This window comes from Bacillus sp. MAG717A (genome assembly GCF_036884855.1).
Classification (GTDB): Bacteria; Bacillota; Bacilli; order Bacillales; family Bacillaceae; genus Bacillus; species Bacillus safensis.
The window spans coordinates 1289700-1308879 of record NZ_CP145733.1; the positions used below are offsets into that span (position 1 = coordinate 1289700).

Below are 19180 nucleotides of genomic sequence, written 5' to 3' on the forward strand. Positions count from 1 at the left end.
CTACGGTCCTAAATGAACCGTAGACAACCCCGTTACTTGTTTTTACGACGACGTACAATGAATTTATCAGACTTGTTGGTTTTCTTACGAGTCTTGAATCCAAGAGTCGGTTTACCCCATGGAGACATTGGTGATTTACGTCCGATTGGAGCGCGTCCTTCACCACCACCGTGTGGGTGATCGTTAGGGTTCATTACAGAACCACGAACTGTTGGGCGTACGCCTTTCCAGCGAGAACGTCCAGCTTTACCGATGTTAATTAATTCGTGTTGCTCGTTTCCAACTTGACCGATAGTCGCACGGCAAGCAGAAAGAATCATGCGAACTTCTCCTGAGTTCAAACGTACAAGAACGTATTTACCTTCTTTACCTAGAACTTGAGCAGAAGTACCAGCAGAACGAACTAATTGTCCACCTTTACCTGGTTTTAATTCAATGTTATGCACAACTGTACCAACTGGGATGTTGATAAGTGGAAGAGCATTACCTGGTTTGATGTCAGCTTCTGGTCCAGAAGTAACTTCAGTACCAACTTGGATTCCTTTCGGAGCAAGAATGTAACGTTTCTCACCATCTGCATAGTTTACAAGAGCGATGTTCGCTGAACGGTTTGGATCATACTCGATTGTAGCAACGCGTCCAGGTATACCGTCTTTATCACGCTTAAAGTCGATGATACGGTATTGACGTTTGTGACCGCCACCTTGATGACGAACAGTCAATCTACCTTGGTTGTTACGCCCGCCTTTTTTGTGTAGCGGTGCAAGCAACGATTTTTCTGGTTTGTCAGTCGTGATTTCAGCAAAATCTGAAGTAGTCATGCCACGACGACCATTACTGGTTGGTTTATACTTTTTAATCGCCATTTTGAATTTCCCTCCTTCTTTTTAAGATTTACGCTTCAAAAATTTCGATTTCTTTGCTGTCAGCAGTTAATTTCACGATCGCTTTTCTGCGACGGCTAGTCATACCAGTGTAGCGTCCAACGCGTTTTGATTTTCCTTTGTAGTTTTGAACGTTGACTTTCTCAACTTTCACTCCAAAGATTTCTTCAACAGCGTCTTTCACTTCTGTTTTGTTAGCTCTGACATCAACTTCGAACGTGTACTTCTTCTCTGTCATTAGATCAGCAGAACGTTCAGTAATGATAGGGCGCTTTAGAACATCACGAGGATCTTTCATTATGCAAGTCCCTCCTCTACTTTTTCAACCGCTGCTTTAGTGATCAGAAGTTTGTCGTGGTTGACAACGTCAAGAACGTTGATACCGTTAGCTTCAACAACTGTTACTCCAGGGATGTTACGAGCAGATAAAGCAACTGTTTCGTTTGCATCCGCAGTGACGATCAACGCTTTCTTCTCAACAGATAATCCTTTAAGGATGCCTGCGAATTCTTTCGTTTTCACTGCATCAAGAGTCAGATCTTCAAGAACGATGATGTTGTTGTCGATTACTTTAGAAGACAATACTGACTTGATAGCCAAGCGGCGAACTTTTTTAGGTAATTTATAAGAATAACTGCGTGGTGTTGGACCGAATACGATACCGCCTCCGCGCCATTGTGGTGAACGGATAGAACCTTGACGAGCACGACCTGTACCCTTCTGTCTCCAAGGCTTACGACCTCCGCCACGTACTTCAGAACGAGTTTTTACTTTGTGAGTTCCTTGACGTAAGGAAGCTCTTTGCATAAGAATAGCATCGAATACTACGCTTTCGTTTGGCTCGATTCCAAACACAGAAGCGTTTAATTCGATTTCACCGTTAGTAGAACCGTTTTGGTTAAATAATGCTACTTTTGGCATGACTTGTTTCCTCCTTTCCTAAGAGAGTTATTTAGATTTAACTGCACTCTTTACAGTTACTAGAGATTTTTTAGCTCCTGGTACGTTTCCTTTGATCAATAGAAGATTGCGTTCTGCATCAACTTTAACGATCTCAAGGTTTTGGACAGTGATTTGCTCTCCGCCCATACGACCTGGAAGAAGTTTACCTTTGAATACACGGTTTGGATCAACAGGTCCCATTGAACCAGGACGACGGTGGTAACGTGAACCGTGAGTCATTGGTCCGCGTGATTGTCCGTGGCGTTTGATAGCCCCTTGGAATCCTTTACCTTTTGATGTTCCTGTTACATCTACGATATCTCCATTTGCGAAAATATCAACTTTGACTTCCTGACCAACTTCATACGCATCTAACTCCACACCGCGTAATTCTTTTACGAAGCGCTTAGGAGCAGTTTCCGCTTTAGCAACGTGGCCTTTCTCTGGTTTGTTAGAAAGCTTTTCACGTTTGTCGTCAAAACCGATTTGGATTGCTTCATAGCCATCCGTGTCAGCAGTCTTCTTTTGAAGAACAACGTTAGCAGCAGCCTCAACAACAGTTACAGGGATAAGATCACCGTTTTCTGCGAATACTTGCGTCATACCAATTTTTCTACCTAAGATTCCTTTGGTCATTCGTCACACCTCCTATAATATGTGTTTTCTATTTGAATTAAAGTTTGATTTCGATATCTACACCAGATGGTAAATCTAAACGCATAAGTGCATCAACTGTTTGCGGAGTTGGATTCACGATGTCGATTAGACGTTTGTGAGTACGCATCTCGAATTGCTCACGAGAATCTTTGTACTTATGCACCGCACGAAGGATTGTGTAAACTGATTTTTCAGTTGGAAGCGGGATTGGACCAGATACACTAGCACCAGAACGCTTAGCCGTTTCAACAATCTTCTCAGCAGATTGATCAAGAATTCTATGATCATATGCTTTTAAACGAATACGAATTTTTTGTTTTGCCATTATTTTCCCTCCTTTTCGCCTACTTACGTTAGACAGTTCTCCGTGAGAAAAACCTGATCACCTCGCCATGGCAAAGCGGCCGGGTGTGTCAGCAACCTCTCACTTCATCGCAGTCAAAGACCAACATGCACTATTGTACCAAATTGGCCTGCGTGTTGCAATAATAAATCGGATAAATTTATGATTTGCACACTTTTCATATTATACAGGGATTCAGCCTATAAATCAAGCTTTCCCTGAAGATGATGTATAGCAGTCTTTCTGATGATACGTATAAATTCATCTGGCTCCTCGATATGAGGGGAGTGGGCAGAGTCTTTAAAGGTAAACCATTCTTTAATGGGTGCTTTTAATTGATCAACATATGGTTTTGATACAGCAGCTGGGGTAATCATGTCGTGATCGCCAATGAGAAAGTAGCACGGTATTAATATAGTAGAAACTCGGTATTGAATACTTTCATTCATTAGCTGATCCCATAGCTTGTCTTGACTAAACTTCTGCCCTTTCATGAAATTCCATTTATCTTTCAACTGATATTGCTTACTAAAAAGAAACCCTTTTAGCATTTGAAAAACCGGCTTCCATCTATGTGTGAGACCTACGCTCGCAAACTCTTTATATAGAGAGAACAAGGCATGAGCTGATGTCCGTTTCCAAGGAGGAGGCGTCAGTAATCGCAGACACCCAGTAAACAGTCGATTGCGATGGTATTTCTTCAAAAGAAGCTCGTACGAAACGATATCTTCCTTTAACACATCTACTACCTGACTAATCCCGTAGTAAGCATGATAAAGATCTGGACGCTTATGTACTGCTTGTATGGCAATTAAAGATCCCCACGAGTATCCTGCGATATACAATTTTGAGTGACCTAGATAAGATAGGAGCTTCTCAGTCAGTTCAATCGTGTCTTCAATAAATTGCTGAATGGTCATCGATGCATCCGGAAGATTCTCTTGATAGGAAAGTCCTGCGCCTCGCTGATCCCAATGGACAACGGTAAAGTCCTGACCAAGTTCCTCGTGAAAGGAATCAATATAACTGATTTGAGCTGAGCCGGGCCCGCCGTGTAAAAATAAGAGTATCGGCTTTGTTTCACTCATCTCATCTTCTTTCATCATAATCCATTGGTCAATTCCGCCGATCAACCATTTTTTCAAATATGTCTTTGCCATTCCAGCGATCCTCTCGGTTCCATTTAGATTCTATAGCTTATAGTAGCCGTTCTGATCTGGAAAAGCAAAAAAAGAGACCCTTTTGCAAGGAGTCTCTTTTGTATGTTTAATTACTTAATGATAGTTGAAACGACGCCAGAACCTACAGTACGTCCACCCTCACGGATAGAGAAACGAGTTCCTTCTTCGATAGCGATAGTAGAGATAAGTTCAACTTCCATCTCAGTGTTATCGCCAGGCATTACCATTTCAGTACCTTCTGGAAGATGTACGATACCAGTTACGTCAGTTGTACGGAAGTAGAACTGCGGACGGTAGTTAGCGAAGAATGGAGTATGACGTCCACCCTCTTCTTTAGAAAGTACATAAACTTCAGCTTTGAAACGGCTGTGTGGAGTGATTGTACCTGGTTTAGCAAGTACTTGACCACGTTGGATATCTTCACGAGATACACCACGAAGTAGTGCACCGATGTTGTCACCAGCTTCAGCATAGTCAAGAAGTTTACGGAACATTTCAACACCTGTAACAGTTGTTTTACCGTTTTCTTCTTGAAGACCGATGATTTCAACTTCGTCACCGACTTTAACTTGTCCACGCTCAACACGACCAGTAGCAACTGTTCCACGACCAGTGATTGAGAATACGTCCTCAACTGGCATCATGAATGGCTTCTCAGTGTCACGCTCTGGAGTTGGGATGTACTCATCAACCGCATCCATAAGTTCAAAGATTTTTGCTTCGTAATCAGCATCTCCTTCAAGAGCTTTAAGAGCAGAACCTTTGATAACTGGTACATCGTCACCAGGGAAGTCATAGTCAGAAAGAAGGTCACGAACTTCCATTTCAACAAGTTCAAGTAACTCTTCATCGTCAACCATGTCACATTTGTTAAGGAATACTACGATGTATGGTACACCTACGTTACGAGAAAGTAGGATGTGCTCACGTGTTTGTGGCATTGGACCGTCAGCAGCAGATACTACTAAGATCGCGCCGTCCATTTGAGCAGCACCAGTGATCATGTTTTTAACATAGTCAGCGTGTCCTGGGCAGTCTACGTGTGCATAGTGACGAGTTTCAGTTTCATACTCAACGTGTGCAGTTGAGATTGTGATTCCACGCTCGCGCTCTTCTGGAGCACCATCGATTTGGTCATAAGCCATAGCTGTACCTTTACCAGATTTCTTATGAAGAACTGTTGAGATAGCAGCAGTTAGAGTTGTTTTACCATGGTCAACGTGTCCAATTGTACCAATGTTAGCATGCGATTTGGAACGGTCGAATTTTTCTTTAGCCATTCTAAAAATCCTCCTTAAAGGTTCATTGTATTTGGTATAGAGTGATAGAAAGTGAAGAGTTACCTCTCACTTTCTGATCTTCAATAGTAGTTATACTTTAGTTTAAAGGCAAAATCAATTATTCACCTTTATTTTTTTTGATGATTTCTTCACTAATGCTCTTAGGCACTTCTTCGTAGTGATCCATGTGCATAGTGAACGTACCGCGTCCTTGTGTGTTAGAACGGAGTGCAGTTGCATATCCGAACATTTCAGAAAGTGGAACCATAGCGCGAACAACTTGAGCGTTACCGCGAGCTTCCATACCTTCTACACGTCCACGACGAGATGTGATATCACCCATGATGTCTCCCATGTATTCTTCAGGGATAACAACTTCCACTTTCATCATTGGCTCAAGTAGAACTGGGTTACATTTGCTGACAGCATTTTTCAATGCCATAGATGCAGCAATTTTGAACGCCATTTCGTTAGAGTCAACGTCGTGGTAAGATCCATCAAATAATTTTGCTTTGATGTCGATTAATGGGAATCCAGCTAATACACCATTTTCAAGTGAATCTTCAAGACCCGCTTGAATTGCTGGGATGTATTCACGTGGAACAACCCCACCGACGATTGCATTTTCAAATTCGAAGCCTGCGCCTTCTTCGTTTGGTTCGAATTCGATCCAAACGTGTCCGAACTGACCGCGTCCACCAGACTGACGTACGAATTTACCTTCAACTTTTGCACCAGAACGGAATGTTTCACGGTACGCAACTTGAGGAGCACCTACGTTAGCTTCAACCTTGAACTCACGCTTCATACGGTCAACAATGATATCAAGGTGAAGCTCACCCATACCAGAGATGATCGTTTGACCAGTTTCAGGGTTTGTTTGTGTACGGAATGTTGGATCCTCTTCAGCTAGTTTAGCTAAAGCGATACTCATTTTATCTTGGTCAGCCTTAGATTTAGGCTCGATAGCTACATCGATAACTGGCTCTGGGAATTCCATAGACTCAAGGATAACAAGATTTTTCTCGTCACAAAGAGTGTCACCAGTAGATGTATCTTTAAGACCTACAGCTGCTGCGATATCCCCTGCATATACAGTAGAGATTTCTTCACGGCTGTTTGCGTGCATTTGAAGGATACGTCCAACACGTTCACGCTTGTTCTTAGAAGAGTTCTTCACGTATGAACCAGAATCAAGTGTTCCAGAGTACACGCGGAAGAAAGTTAGTTTCCCAACATAAGGGTCAGTCATAACTTTAAATGCAAGAGCTGCGAATGGTGCGTCATCAGTAGACTCACGAACAACCTCTTCATTTGAATCTGGCAGGATACCTTTGATTGCAGCAACATCAGTTGGTGCAGGAAGGTAGTCAAGCACAGCGTCAAGTACAAGCTGAACACCTTTGTTTTTGAAAGCAGATCCAACAAGAACTGGGTAGAATTCAACATTCAATGTTCCTTTACGGATTGCAGCTTTCAATTCAGGAATTGTGATTTCTTCACCCTCAAGGTATTTTTCCATAAGCTCTTCATCAAGCTCAGCGACAGCTTCAATTAGGCTGCTGCGAAGCTCTTCAGCTTTGTCTTTATACTCTGCAGGGATTTCTTTAGCATCAGAGCGAGTTCCAAGGTCATCTTCGTAGAAGTATGCTACGTTTTCTACAAGGTCGATGATTCCTTCGAATTGATCTTCAGCGCCGATCGGCAATTGAATTGCATGAGCGTTCGCTTGAAGACGATCTCTTAATGTGCTTACAGAGTAAAGGAAGTCCGCACCGGTTTTATCCATTTTGTTAACGAATACGATACGAGGTACTCCGTAAGTTGTTGCTTGGCGCCAAACTGTTTCAGTTTGTGGCTCTACACCTGATTGTGCATCAAGAACAGCAACCGCACCATCAAGTACACGTAAAGAACGTTCAACTTCAACAGTGAAGTCTACGTGTCCTGGTGTATCAATGATGTTTACACGGTAACCCTTCCATTGTGCTGTAGTAGCAGCAGAAGTGATTGTAATACCACGTTCTTGCTCCTGCTCCATCCAGTCCATTTGTGAAGCTCCTTCGTGAGTTTCACCAATTTTATGGATACGACCAGTGTAGTACAAGATACGCTCAGTCGTTGTCGTTTTACCGGCATCGATGTGAGCCATGATACCAATATTACGAGTTTTGTCTAAGGAGAACTCTCTTGCCATTGGGTAATTTCTCCTTCCTCATTAGGGAATAGTTTTTTTAGTTTGGTATAAATCCTACCAGCGGTAGTGAGCGAATGCTTTGTTCGCTTCTGCCATTTTGTGTGTATCTTCACGTTTCTTAACAGCAGCACCAGTGTTGTTAGCTGCGTCAAGGATTTCGTTAGCAAGACGCTCTTCCATCGTTTTTTCTCCACGAAGACGAGCGTAGTTTACTAACCAGCGAAGACCTAAAGTAGTACGACGGTCTGGGCGAACTTCTACAGGAACTTGGTAGTTAGCTCCACCTACACGACGTGCTTTAACTTCAAGAACTGGCATGATGTTTTTCAAGGCTTGTTCGAAAACCTCCATCGCTTCATTACCAGTACGTTCTTTGATGATATCAAATGACTTGTAGAGAATTGTTTGTGCTTTTCCTCTTTTACCGTCGATCATCATTTTGTTGATCAAACGAGATACAAGTTTAGAATTGTAAATTGGATCTGGCAATACGTCTCTTTTTGCTACAGGACCTTTACGTGGCATCTGAATAGCCTCCCTTCTCTTTTAAAAGGATTTCTATCTGTCTCTCATCTCAATATCATTGTCAGCTTGCTGACTCCACTGATCTGTTATCAACTTCTAAAAACCCTTATGTTTGTTTATATTATTTGCTTTGTTTAGGGCGTTTTGTTCCGTATTTAGAACGTCCTTGCATACGACCGTCAACTCCGGCAGTATCAAGCGCACCACGAACGATGTGGTAACGTACACCCGGTAAGTCTTTTACACGTCCGCCACGGATAAGTACTACACTGTGCTCTTGTAGGTTATGTCCGATACCAGGAATGTAAGCTGTTACTTCAATCAGGTTAGACAAACGTACACGAGCGTATTTACGTAGTGCTGAGTTTGGTTTTTTCGGTGTCATAGTACCGACACGAGTACAAACCCCGCGCTTCTGTGGAGATGTTACGTTAGTGTGCTCTTTTTTGAAACTGTTGTATCCTTTGTTAAGTGCAGGAGACTTTGAGTTTTCAACTTTACTCACGCGTCCTTTGCGTACTAGCTGATTAATTGTAGGCATGTTGTTATTCCTCCCTTCATTACTTTTTTTATAACCCACATACCCAGGTGGTTCATCAAAAGGCAAAAAACAATGCTTTTGCATTTTAAGCATGCAAAAACAAAACAAGTACGTTATAACATAATGGCAACAGCTGCTGCCCCAACTTCAATTCCGCAGGCCTTGCCGAGCTTTTTCATGGAATCTACCACTAAAATGTCTACACCCTTCTCTTGCGCTAGTTTCAATACACTAGCAGTTAAAGCAGGATCAGCATCTTTCGCTACGACGACTTCCTTTACTGAATCTCGTTTCAGAGCTTTTACTGTTTGCTTCGTACCAATAATAATGGATTGAGCCTGTGATACTTTATCATAAGACATCGAATATCCTCCAAAGTAACAGGTTTTATTTTGAGCACCTTGGTTATATTATCATCATGGCAGAAGGATGTCAATATCGTATGACAGATTATCTTGACATCCTTCACCATTTTTGATGATTTTATAGGAATCTCACAAGAAAAGATTACTCTACAGGAACCATGTCGTCAGACGGCTGCACTTGCGAAACCGGCTTAACTTTACGGTAGTTTGGCATTCCCGTTCCAGCAGGAACAAGTTTACCAATGATCACATTCTCTTTCAAGCCAAGCAGTTCATCACGTTTTCCTTTGATCGCCGCATCTGTTAGGACACGAGTCGTTTCTTGGAAGGATGCCGCAGACAAGAATGAGTCTGTTTCAAGCGAAGCTTTTGTAATACCAAGAAGAACTGGACGGCCTGTTGCAGGACGTTTGCCTTCGAATAGTACTTTTTTGTTTGCTTCAGTGAATTGGTGTACATCAAGAAGTGTGCCTGGTAATACGTCTGTATCCCCTGCATCAGCGACACGCACTTTACGAAGCATTTGGCGAACCATTACCTCTACGTGCTTATCTCCGATTTCTACCCCTTGCATACGGTATACTTTTTGTACTTCATGAAGCAGATATTCTTGAACAGCTGTCATGTCAGTCACTTTAAGAAGTTCTTTCGGATCGATGGAACCTTCTGTAAGTACTTGACCACGAGTAACTGTGTCACCTTCAACAACTTTCAGACGTGCATTGTAAGGAGCTGTGTATGAGCGAGTTTCAACTTCGCCTTGAACCACAATTTCCTGCTGCTTGTCACGAACATCGTTAATTTCAGCAACGACACCATCAATTTCAGAAATTGTCGCTTGGCCTTTCGGATTACGCGCTTCAAATAGCTCTTGGATACGAGGTAAACCTTGAGTGATATCGTCTCCTGCTACCCCACCGGTGTGGAACGTACGCATTGTAAGCTGTGTTCCTGGCTCACCGATTGATTGTGCAGCGATGATTCCAACTGCTTCACCGACTTCAACGTCAGTACCAGTTGCAAGGTTACGGCCGTAGCATCGTTTACATACACCATGAGGCGTGTTACATGTAAATGCAGAACGGATCCATACTTCCTCAATTCCTGCTTCAACTACTTCAAGTGCTTTATCTTCATCAATTAGTTCGTTTTCAGCTACAATGACTTCGCCTGTTTCAGGATGAACAATTGGTTTTCTTGCAAAACGTCCGATCAGACGTTCTTCAAGTTTCTCAATAATTTCATTTCCTTCTTTAATGGACTTCGCCAAGATTCCACGGTCTGTACCGCAATCTGTTTCACGGATGATGACATCCTGTGCAACGTCAACGAGACGACGCGTAAGGTAACCTGAGTCAGCTGTTTTAAGGGCTGTATCGGCAAGACCTTTACGCGCTCCGTGAGTGGAAATAAAGTATTCCAATACAGTTAAACCTTCACGGAAACTAGATTTAATCGGAAGTTCAATGATACGTCCAGCCGGGTTGGCCATCAGACCACGCATACCAGCCAGCTGAGTGAAGTTAGATGCGTTACCACGCGCTCCAGAGTCACTCATCATGTAGATTGGGTTGACTTCATCAAGGGACTTCATCAGTTTACCTTGGATGACATCTTTAGAAGAACTCCAGATTGAAATAACTCTCTCATAACGCTCTTCTTCAGTAATCAAACCACGTCTGAATTGCTTCATGACGTTATCTACTTTCGCTTGTGCTTCTTCAAGAATTTGCTGCTTATCATCTAATACGACGATATCAGACACACCAACCGTAATACCGGCTTTAGTAGAGTATCTGAAACCAAGATTTTTCATGCGGTCAAGCATTTTAGATGTCTCAGTAATATGGAATCTCTTAAAGATTTCTGCAATGATTTTACCTAAAATACCTTTTTTGAACGGCGCATTGATTTCTTGTTTCTCGATCGCAGCTTTTACATCCTCACCTTTTTCAAGGAAGAAACGATCAGGCGTTTTTTCTTCAATATTGCTCTTTGTCGGCTCATTCATGTATGGGAATGATTCCGGTAAGATCTCGTTAAAGATCAGTTTTCCAACTGTTGTAATCAACAATTTAGAACGCTGTTCATCAGTGAATGTTACATTCTTCAACGAGCTAGCTGCAACAGCTACACGTGTATGAAGATGCACATAACCATTTTGATAAGCTAGAAGGGCTTCGTCAGTATCTTTGAAGACCATACCTTCTCCGATAGCACCTTTGCGCTCAAGTGTAAGGTAGTAGTTACCAAGCACCATATCCTGAGATGGCGTAACGACTGGTTTTCCATCTTTCGGGTTCAAAATGTTTTGAGCAGCAAGCATTAAGATACGAGCTTCAGCTTGAGCTTCAGCAGATAATGGTACGTGAACCGCCATTTGGTCACCGTCAAAGTCAGCGTTGTAGGCTGTACATACAAGTGGATGCAGACGAATTGCGCGTCCTTCCACAAGTGTAGGTTCAAACGCTTGAATACCAAGTCTGTGAAGAGTCGGTGCACGGTTTAGTAAGACTGGATGCTCACGAATAACTGATTCTAAAACATCCCATACTTCTGGCTGCACGCGCTCAATTTTACGTTTCGCACTCTTGATGTTGTGAGCTAATCCTTTTTCAACAAGCTCCTTCATCACGAATGGTTTGAATAATTCAAGAGCCATTTCTTTCGGAAGTCCACACTGATACATTTTCAAATGTGGTCCTACGACGATAACGGAACGTCCAGAATAGTCAACACGTTTACCAAGCAAGTTTTGACGGAAACGTCCTTGTTTCCCTTTCAGCATGTGAGAAAGAGATTTCAATGGTCTATTTCCTGGTCCTGTTACTGGTCGGCCTCTACGTCCATTATCAATCAAGGCGTCGACAGCTTCTTGAAGCATACGCTTCTCGTTCTGAACGATGATGCTTGGCGCACCAAGATCTAATAAACGCTTCAGACGATTGTTACGGTTGATGACACGACGATAAAGGTCGTTCAAGTCAGAAGTAGCAAAACGTCCACCATCAAGCTGAACCATTGGACGTAATTCTGGTGGAATCACCGGAAGTACATCAAGAATCATCCAAGATGGTTTGTTTCCAGAGTTACGGAAGGCTTCTAACACTTCAAGGCGTTTGATCGCACGTGTACGACGCTGTCCTTGAGCAGTTTTCAGCTCTTCTTTCAGTGTATCTACTTCTTTTACAAGATCGATATCTTGAAGAAGTTTGTTGATTGCTTCTGCACCCATAGCTGCTTGGAATGTATTACCGTATTTATCTAAATAAGCACGGAATTCTTTCTCAGAAAGAAGTTGTTTCTTCTCAAGCGGTGTGTTGCCCGGATCTGTCACGACGTAAGAAGCGAAGTAGATCACTTCTTCTAACGCACGTGGTGACATATCAAGAACAAGACCCATACGGCTTGGGATACCTTTGAAATACCAAATGTGGGAAACTGGGGCAGCCAGTTCGATATGCCCCATTCTCTCACGACGGACTTTTGCCCGTGTTACTTCTACACCACAACGGTCACATACAACACCCTTATACCGAACGCGTTTATACTTCCCACAATGACATTCCCAGTCTTTTTGCGGTCCGAAGATACGTTCACAAAAGAGACCATCTTTTTCAGGTTTCAGTGTACGATAGTTAATCGTTTCAGGCTTTTTCACTTCACCAAAAGACCAAGAACGGATTTTATCAGGTGATGCGAGACCGATGTTCATATACTCAAAATTGTTCACATCTAGCAAGGGGCCTACCTCCCTTTTAATCTTCGGGTTATACCCTAGTCACTTGCTCTAATCGTTTCTGCTATTCTTTTGTGACTGCGTCACGTTCAAGATCGACAGGTGCGAGGTCTGCAGCATCTTCGTCATTAGATAACGCTAATCCGTCTGCTTTCTTCGTTTCCTCATCGTCTTCTAAATCTCTCATTTCTATCTCTTCTTCATCGCCAGATAGGATTTTGACATCCATACCTAAACTTTGAAGTTCTTTGATTAACACTTTGAATGATTCAGGGACACCTGGTTCAGGTACGTTATCCCCTTTGACGATGGCTTCGTATGTTTTCACACGACCCACAACGTCATCCGATTTAACTGTTAAGATCTCTTGAAGTGTATATGCTGCACCGTAAGCTTCAAGTGCCCATACTTCCATCTCTCCGAAACGCTGACCACCAAACTGTGCTTTACCGCCAAGTGGCTGCTGCGTAACAAGTGAGTATGGTCCAGTTGAACGAGCGTGAAGTTTATCGTCAACCATGTGAGCCAGTTTGATCATGTACATGATTCCGACAGATACACGGTTGTCGAATGGTTCACCAGTTCGACCGTCATAAAGGACTGTTTTCGCATCACGGGACATACCTGCTTCTTCTAGCGTTTCCCAAACATCTTCCTCACGAGCACCATCAAATACTGGTGACGCAATGTGGATGCCAAGGTAACGTGCAGCCATACCCATATGAAGCTCAAGTACCTGACCGATGTTCATACGAGATGGTACCCCTAGAGGGTTCAACATGATATCGATCGGTGTTCCGTCTGGAAGATACGGCATATCTTCTTCTGGAAGGATCTTAGAGATAACCCCTTTGTTACCATGTCGTCCAGCCATTTTGTCACCTTCAGAAATTTTACGCTTCTGAACGATGTATACGCGGACTAACTGGTTTACACCTGGAGGTAATTCATCGCCATCTTCACGGTTAAAGACTTTTACATCGTGGATAATTCCGCCGCCGCCGTGTGGAACACGCAGTGACGTATCACGAACTTCACGAGCCTTTTCACCGAAGATTGCATGTAATAGACGTTCTTCAGCTGTTAGTTCAGTTACACCTTTAGGCGTTACTTTTCCTACAAGAAGGTCTCCGTCTTTTACTTCTGCACCAATACGGATGATTCCGCGCTCGTCAAGGTTGCGTAAAGCATCTTCCCCAACGTTTGGAATATCACGAGTGATTTCTTCTGGTCCAAGCTTTGTATCACGAGCTTCTGATTCATATTCTTCAATATGAATAGACGTGTAGACGTCATCTTTTACAAGGCGCTCACTCATGATGATCGCATCCTCGTAGTTGTAACCGTCCCAAGTCATGAATCCGACCATAACGTTACGTCCTAGAGCCAATTCACCTTTTTCCATAGAAGGTCCGTCTGCAAGGATTTCTCCTTTAACGACTTCATCTCCAACACTTACGATAGGACGCTGGTTGTAGCAAGTCCCTTGGTTAGAGCGGACAAATTTCAGCAAGCTGTATTTGTCTAGGTTTCCTTTGACTTGTTGTCCGTCAACGTCTTCATAACGGCGAACCCAAATATTTTTTGCTTCTACGCGTTCTACAACACCTGGGTAGCGGCAGATGACAGCAGCACCAGAGTCTTTCCCTGATACGTACTCCATACCTGTACCAACAATCGGTGATTCTGGCTGCATCAAAGGCACAGCCTGACGCTGCATGTTCGCTCCCATTAGAGCACGGTTAGAGTCATCGTTTTCTAAGAATGGGATACATGCTGTCGCTGCAGAAACAACCTGCTTTGGCGAAACGTCCATGTAGTCAACGCGGTTTCGAGGAACAACGGTGTTTTCCCCTCTGAAACGAGCAATGATATTATCATCAATAAACGAACCATCTTCACCTAATATAGCGTTCGCTTGTGCTACTACGTAGTTATCCTCTTCATCAGCAGTTAAGTAATCGATTCTCGGTGTCACTTTACCAGTTTCAGGATCAACCCGGCGGTAAGGTGTTTCGATAAATCCGAAGCGATTCACTTTTGCGAATGAAGATAGAGAGTTGATCAAACCAATGTTTGGACCCTCTGGTGTTTCAATCGGACACATACGACCATAGTGAGAGTAGTGAACGTCACGAACTTCCATTCCTGCACGCTCACGTGTCAAACCACCCGGTCCAAGCGCTGACAGACGACGTTTGTGCGTCAATTCAGCAAGCGGGTTTGTTTGATCCATGAACTGAGATAGCTGAGAACTACCAAAGAACTCTTTGATAGAAGCGATCACAGGACGAATGTTGATCAGCTGCTGAGGTGTGATTGTGTTTGTGTCTTGAATTGACATTCTTTCACGAACAACACGCTCCATTCTGCTTAAACCAATACGGAATTGGTTTTGCAGAAGTTCACCTACAGAACGCAGACGACGGTTACCAAGGTGGTCGATATCATCTGTGTCACCTACACCATGAAGAAGGTTGAAGAAGTAACTGATTGATGCAATGATGTCAGAAGGCGTGATGTTTTTCACAGCTTCCTCTACATATGCATTTCCAATCACGTTAATCACTTGCTCGCCTTCTTGATCAGACGGTGCATAAATCTTAATAGATTGAAGTTCTACTTCATCTTCTACTACGCCACCATTAGGATATAGCTTTCTAAATCCGATGCCGTTTTCTAAGTATGGAAGAACTTTATCAAGAACTCTTCTGTCTAAATTTTGACCTTTTTCTGCTAGAATTTCACCTGTTTCAGGGTCAACTAACGTTTCAGCCAATTTTTGATTGAACAGTCTATTTTTAATATGAAGCTTCTTATTAATCTTGTAGCGTCCAACATTTGCTAGGTCATATCTCTTCGGATCGAAGAAGCGAGAGTCTAGCAAGCTTTTCGCATTTTCAACAGTTGGCGGCTCTCCAGGGCGGAGGCGCTCGTAGATTTCGAGAAGTGCTTTATCCGCATTCTCTGTATTGTCTTTTTCCAGCGTGTTGCGTAAGTATTCATTCTCGCCAATGAGGTCAAGAATCTCTTGATCAGAGCTGAAGCCGAGAGCACGCAAAAGAACCGTAACCGGCAACTTACGTGTGCGATCGATGCGTACATAGACTACATCCTTCGCATCAGTTTCGTATTCTAACCATGCGCCACGGTTTGGAATGACAGTCGCAGTAAAACCTTTTTTACCGTTTTTGTCTACTTTACCACTGAAATATACACTTGGAGAACGCACTAACTGAGAAACGATTACACGTTCCGCACCATTAATGATAAAAGTACCTGTGTCTGTCATGATTGGGAAATCCCCCATGAACACATCTTGGTCTTTTACTTCTCCAGTTTCTTTGTTAATTAAACGAACTTTTACTCTTAGTGGAGCAGAGTAAGTTACATCACGTTCTTTTGATTCTGCTACAGGATACTTAGGATCCCCTAGGCTGTAATCAATGAATTCAAGAGAAAGGTTACCAGTAAAATCCTCAATTGGGGATATATCTTGAAACATCTCTCTAAGACCCTCATCAAGAAACCACTGATAAGAAGAGGTTTGAATTTCAATGAGATTTGGTAATTCTAACACTTCGCTTATGCGTGCGTAGCTTCTGCGCTGGCGGTGTCGTCCATACTGAACTAGTTGACCTGTCAACTGATTCACCCCTCAAATCATGCGTATTATATGTGTAAAAAGTATTTCTGTCTTTCAAATGTCAGTAAAGAAATACTTTTACAAGACAAAAGAAAAAAGGGTTTCTAAAATAAGAAAACCACATCCAAAAACAAATACCGATTTTATTAGTTTTCCCAAGTATGCATAATTTATACAAAATAGTTATTTTTTAAGCCTATCAAGCAAAATATACACATTGGCATTTTATAATGTTAACACAGCTAGGAAACTGCGTCAAACTTTTTTAGCTTTGATTATATAGTAGCCCTTTTTTTTCAGCACAACCTCGACTTCTCCAAAGAGCTGCTCTAATTTTTCAATCGCAGATGGTCCACCTTGCTTTTTCTGAATAACCACCCACAACTCACCTTCCGGCAATAAATGATCAGCACTTTTTTCAAAGATCGCATGTACAACTTTCTTCCCTGCCCGTATTGGGGGATTGGTCAGTATAGAGGCAAAAGCAGCTGAGGAATGAACATTCGAGAACAAATCACTTTGATAGATGCGAACATTATCAATGCGATTATGTTTAGCGTTTTCCTTTGAAAGTTCGACTGCTCTTTCGTTCACATCAATCATATGAATGGTACGGCTAGTCATTTCGTTTGCTAACGATAAGCCGATCGGTCCATAACCGCAACCGACATCTAAGACATCGCCATCCAAGTCAGGTTCTTCGAAAGCTTCAATTAAAAGCCTTGAACCAAAGTCGACTTCTTTCTTAGAAAACACTCCACTGTCACTTGTAAAAGTAAAGGTACGGTTTCTCAAGGTGAAGTCCCATGTCTGTTTATTGCTTTTCACTGATGGCTTTTCCGTATAATAGTGGTCACTCATGGTGAATGGACCTCCTCTGGATTCAATCGTTTCAGGAGATTAGAAAAGAAAAAGCCCGCCAGTAAAAGCGAGCTTTCCCAAAAGATTAGGCGAAGATTACTTAACTTCTACAGAAGCGCCAACTTCTTCAAGCTTAGCTTTAAGTTCTTCAGCTTCTTCTTTAGCAATACCTTCTTTAAGTGGTTTTGGAGTGTTGTCAACAAGTTCTTTAGCTTCTTTCAAGCCAAGACCAGTGATTTCACGAACCACTTTGATAACTTTGATTTTTTGGTCTCCAGCACCAGCAAGTACTAGATCAAAATCAGTTTTTTCTTCAGCAGCAGCACCGCCACCAGCAGCTACAGCTACAGGAGCAGCAGCAGTTACGCCAAATTCTTCTTCGATTGCTTTTACTAAGTCGTTTAACTCAAGTACAGTTGCTTCTTTAACTGAAGCAATGATTTCTTCGATATTTAAAGCCATTTGTAATTCCTCCATTTTAAGTTTTTTTACGTAAACGTAAAGTAGGCATTAAGCGCCTTGTTCTTCTTTTTGTTCTGCAACTGCTTTAGTAGCAAGAGCAAGATTACGAACTGGAGCTTGAAGAACGCTAAGCAACATAGACAGTAAGCCTTCGCGAGACGGAAGTTCCGCAAGAGCCTTCACTTCTTCTACAGTCGCTACGTTTCCTTCGATGACACCAGCTTTGATTTCTAAAGCTTCGTGGCTTTTCGCAAATTCGTTGATGATTTTCGCAGGTGCGATAACATCTTCGTTACTGAATGCGATAGCGTTTGGACCTGTTAAGAAATCGTTTAAACCCGTTAGTTCAACTTGTTCAACTGCACGGCGAGTCAAAGTGTTTTTGTAAACTTTGAATTCTACGCCAGCTTCACGAAGCTGTTTACGAAGTTCAGTCACTTCAGAAACTGAAAGACCGCGGTAATCTACAATGACAGTAGACATACTATCTTTAAATTTAGAAGTAATTTCATCAACGACAACTTTTTTAGTATCGATTGCATTGCTCATGGTTACACCTCCTGTACATTCTTTGTGTAACACTTATACCGATCAGGCCATCACGTTCCTAACGAACGGTTCTCCATATAAAAAGCCTCCATTAAGACATGGAGGCTGTATATACAAGCATACGTTAACGTAAGACTGTGACATATACACCTCGGCGGGTTAATTAAGCCATAAGGCCCCTGCTGTCTACGGTATAAATGGACATTATTCTATTTTACAACATTTTGATATTATCAAAATGGTTGTCATAAGTCAAGAATTATTTTGCAGAGAAAGAAGATGGATCCACTTTCACGCCAGGGCCCATAGTAGATGTAACAGAAACGTTTTTCACGTATACACCTTTAGCCGCTGCAGGTTTTGCTTTAAGGATTGTGTCATAGATTGTTGCAAAGTTCTCAACAAGCTTTTCGTCCTCGAAAGAAACCTTTCCGATTGGCGCGTGGATGTTACCAGCTTTATCAACGCGGTATTCTACTTTACCAGCTTTGATTTCATTGATTGCTTTTTCAACTTCGAACGTTACAGTTCCTGTTTTAGGGTTTGGCATAAGACCTTTTGGTCCAAGTACACGACCGATCTTACCAACTTCACCCATCATGTCAGGTGTCGCAACGATTACATCGAATTCGAACCAACCTTGTTGGATTTTAGTGATGTAATCAGAATCTCCAACGTAGTCTGCTCCAGCAGCTTCTGCTTCTTTTGCTTTTTCGCCTTTAGCGAACACAAGAACGCGTTGAGTTTTACCAGTTCCGTTAGGAAGTACAACTGCACCGCGGATTTGTTGATCGTTTTTACGAGGGTCTACGCCCAAACGAAAAGCAACTTCTACAGTCGCATCAAATTTCGCTGTATTTGCTTTTTTTGTAAGAGAAACAGCTTCAGCTACATCATACGCTTTAGTACGCTCGATCAGCTTAGCAGCTTCTACATACTTTTTACCTTTTTTAGCCATTATAAAAATCCTCCTTATGTGGTTTTAGCGGAATAACCTCCCACGAATAA

Annotated in this window: 17 protein-coding genes and 1 other annotated feature; all 17 genes read right to left on the reverse strand. The window is 42.4% G+C overall.

The window, feature by feature from the left end:
* Window positions 1-32: 32 nt before the first annotated feature.
* Complete coding sequence (rplB, locus tag V6Z54_RS06615) at window positions 33-866, reverse strand: 50S ribosomal protein L2 (protein WP_024425599.1); 834 nt, start codon at window positions 864-866, stop codon at window positions 33-35.
* Between the two features lie 28 nt (window positions 867-894).
* Window positions 895-1182 carry a 50S ribosomal protein L23 gene (rplW, locus tag V6Z54_RS06620; RefSeq protein ID WP_003217016.1) on the reverse strand — a complete coding sequence of 96 codons (288 nt, stop codon included), beginning with the start codon at window positions 1180-1182 and terminating at the stop codon, window positions 895-897.
* Window positions 1182-1805, reverse strand: a complete 624-nt coding sequence (gene rplD / locus V6Z54_RS06625; protein WP_007496312.1) for a 50S ribosomal protein L4 — start codon at window positions 1803-1805, stop codon at window positions 1182-1184. The genes rplW and rplD overlap by 1 nt, the downstream gene beginning before the upstream one ends.
* 27 nt (window positions 1806-1832) lie before the next feature.
* Window positions 1833-2462 (reverse strand): 50S ribosomal protein L3, encoded by a 630-nt coding sequence (rplC, locus tag V6Z54_RS06630; protein ID WP_041084736.1) that lies wholly within the window; start codon window positions 2460-2462, stop codon window positions 1833-1835.
* Between the two features lie 37 nt (window positions 2463-2499).
* Window positions 2500-2808 carry a 30S ribosomal protein S10 gene (gene rpsJ, locus V6Z54_RS06635; protein ID WP_003156464.1) on the reverse strand — a complete coding sequence of 103 codons (309 nt, stop codon included), beginning with the start codon at window positions 2806-2808 and terminating at the stop codon, window positions 2500-2502.
* 218 nt (window positions 2809-3026) lie between these two features.
* Window positions 3027-3986 (reverse strand): alpha/beta hydrolase, encoded by a 960-nt coding sequence (locus V6Z54_RS06640; RefSeq protein ID WP_338527842.1) that lies wholly within the window; start codon window positions 3984-3986, stop codon window positions 3027-3029.
* Between the two features lie 110 nt (window positions 3987-4096).
* Entirely contained in the window at window positions 4097-5287 is a 1191-nt protein-coding gene (gene tuf / locus V6Z54_RS06645) for an elongation factor Tu (protein WP_034283892.1), read from the reverse strand.
* Window positions 5288-5405: 118 nt separating this feature from the next.
* Complete coding sequence (fusA, locus tag V6Z54_RS06650; protein ID WP_024425594.1) at window positions 5406-7484, reverse strand: elongation factor G; 2079 nt, start codon at window positions 7482-7484, stop codon at window positions 5406-5408.
* 54 nt (window positions 7485-7538) lie between these two features.
* Window positions 7539-8009, reverse strand: a complete 471-nt coding sequence (rpsG, locus tag V6Z54_RS06655; protein WP_008356520.1) for a 30S ribosomal protein S7 — start codon at window positions 8007-8009, stop codon at window positions 7539-7541.
* Between the two features lie 121 nt (window positions 8010-8130).
* On the reverse strand, window positions 8131-8550 hold the full coding sequence (gene rpsL, locus V6Z54_RS06660) for a 30S ribosomal protein S12 (RefSeq protein ID WP_008356518.1): 420 nt from the start codon (window positions 8548-8550) through the stop codon (window positions 8131-8133).
* A gap of 113 nt (window positions 8551-8663) precedes the next feature.
* Complete coding sequence (locus tag V6Z54_RS06665) at window positions 8664-8912, reverse strand: 50S ribosomal protein L7ae-like protein (protein WP_024425593.1); 249 nt, start codon at window positions 8910-8912, stop codon at window positions 8664-8666.
* A gap of 145 nt (window positions 8913-9057) precedes the next feature.
* Window positions 9058-12657, reverse strand: a complete 3600-nt coding sequence (gene rpoC, locus V6Z54_RS06670; RefSeq protein ID WP_024425592.1) for a DNA-directed RNA polymerase subunit beta' — start codon at window positions 12655-12657, stop codon at window positions 9058-9060.
* 61 nt (window positions 12658-12718) lie between these two features.
* A complete protein-coding gene (gene rpoB / locus V6Z54_RS06675) occupies window positions 12719-16300 on the reverse strand; it encodes a DNA-directed RNA polymerase subunit beta (RefSeq protein ID WP_073978985.1) in 3582 nt (1193 codons plus the stop codon).
* Between the two features lie 255 nt (window positions 16301-16555).
* Window positions 16556-17161 carry a class I SAM-dependent methyltransferase gene (locus V6Z54_RS06680; protein WP_024425591.1) on the reverse strand — a complete coding sequence of 202 codons (606 nt, stop codon included), beginning with the start codon at window positions 17159-17161 and terminating at the stop codon, window positions 16556-16558.
* 96 nt (window positions 17162-17257) lie between these two features.
* The gene (gene rplL / locus V6Z54_RS06685; RefSeq protein ID WP_008345418.1) at window positions 17258-17623 is read right to left on the reverse strand and encodes a 50S ribosomal protein L7/L12; all 366 of its coding nucleotides are present in this window, start codon (window positions 17621-17623) and stop codon (window positions 17258-17260) included.
* 48 nt (window positions 17624-17671) lie between these two features.
* Window positions 17672-18172, reverse strand: a complete 501-nt coding sequence (rplJ, locus tag V6Z54_RS06690; RefSeq protein WP_041084739.1) for a 50S ribosomal protein L10 — start codon at window positions 18170-18172, stop codon at window positions 17672-17674.
* Window positions 18173-18241: 69 nt separating this feature from the next.
* Window positions 18242-18382: a sequence feature (ribosomal protein L10 leader region), on the reverse strand.
* A 49-nt stretch (window positions 18383-18431) separates the two neighbouring features.
* Window positions 18432-19130 carry a 50S ribosomal protein L1 gene (rplA, locus tag V6Z54_RS06695; RefSeq protein WP_007496292.1) on the reverse strand — a complete coding sequence of 233 codons (699 nt, stop codon included), beginning with the start codon at window positions 19128-19130 and terminating at the stop codon, window positions 18432-18434.
* Between the last annotated feature and the right edge of the window lie 50 nt (window positions 19131-19180).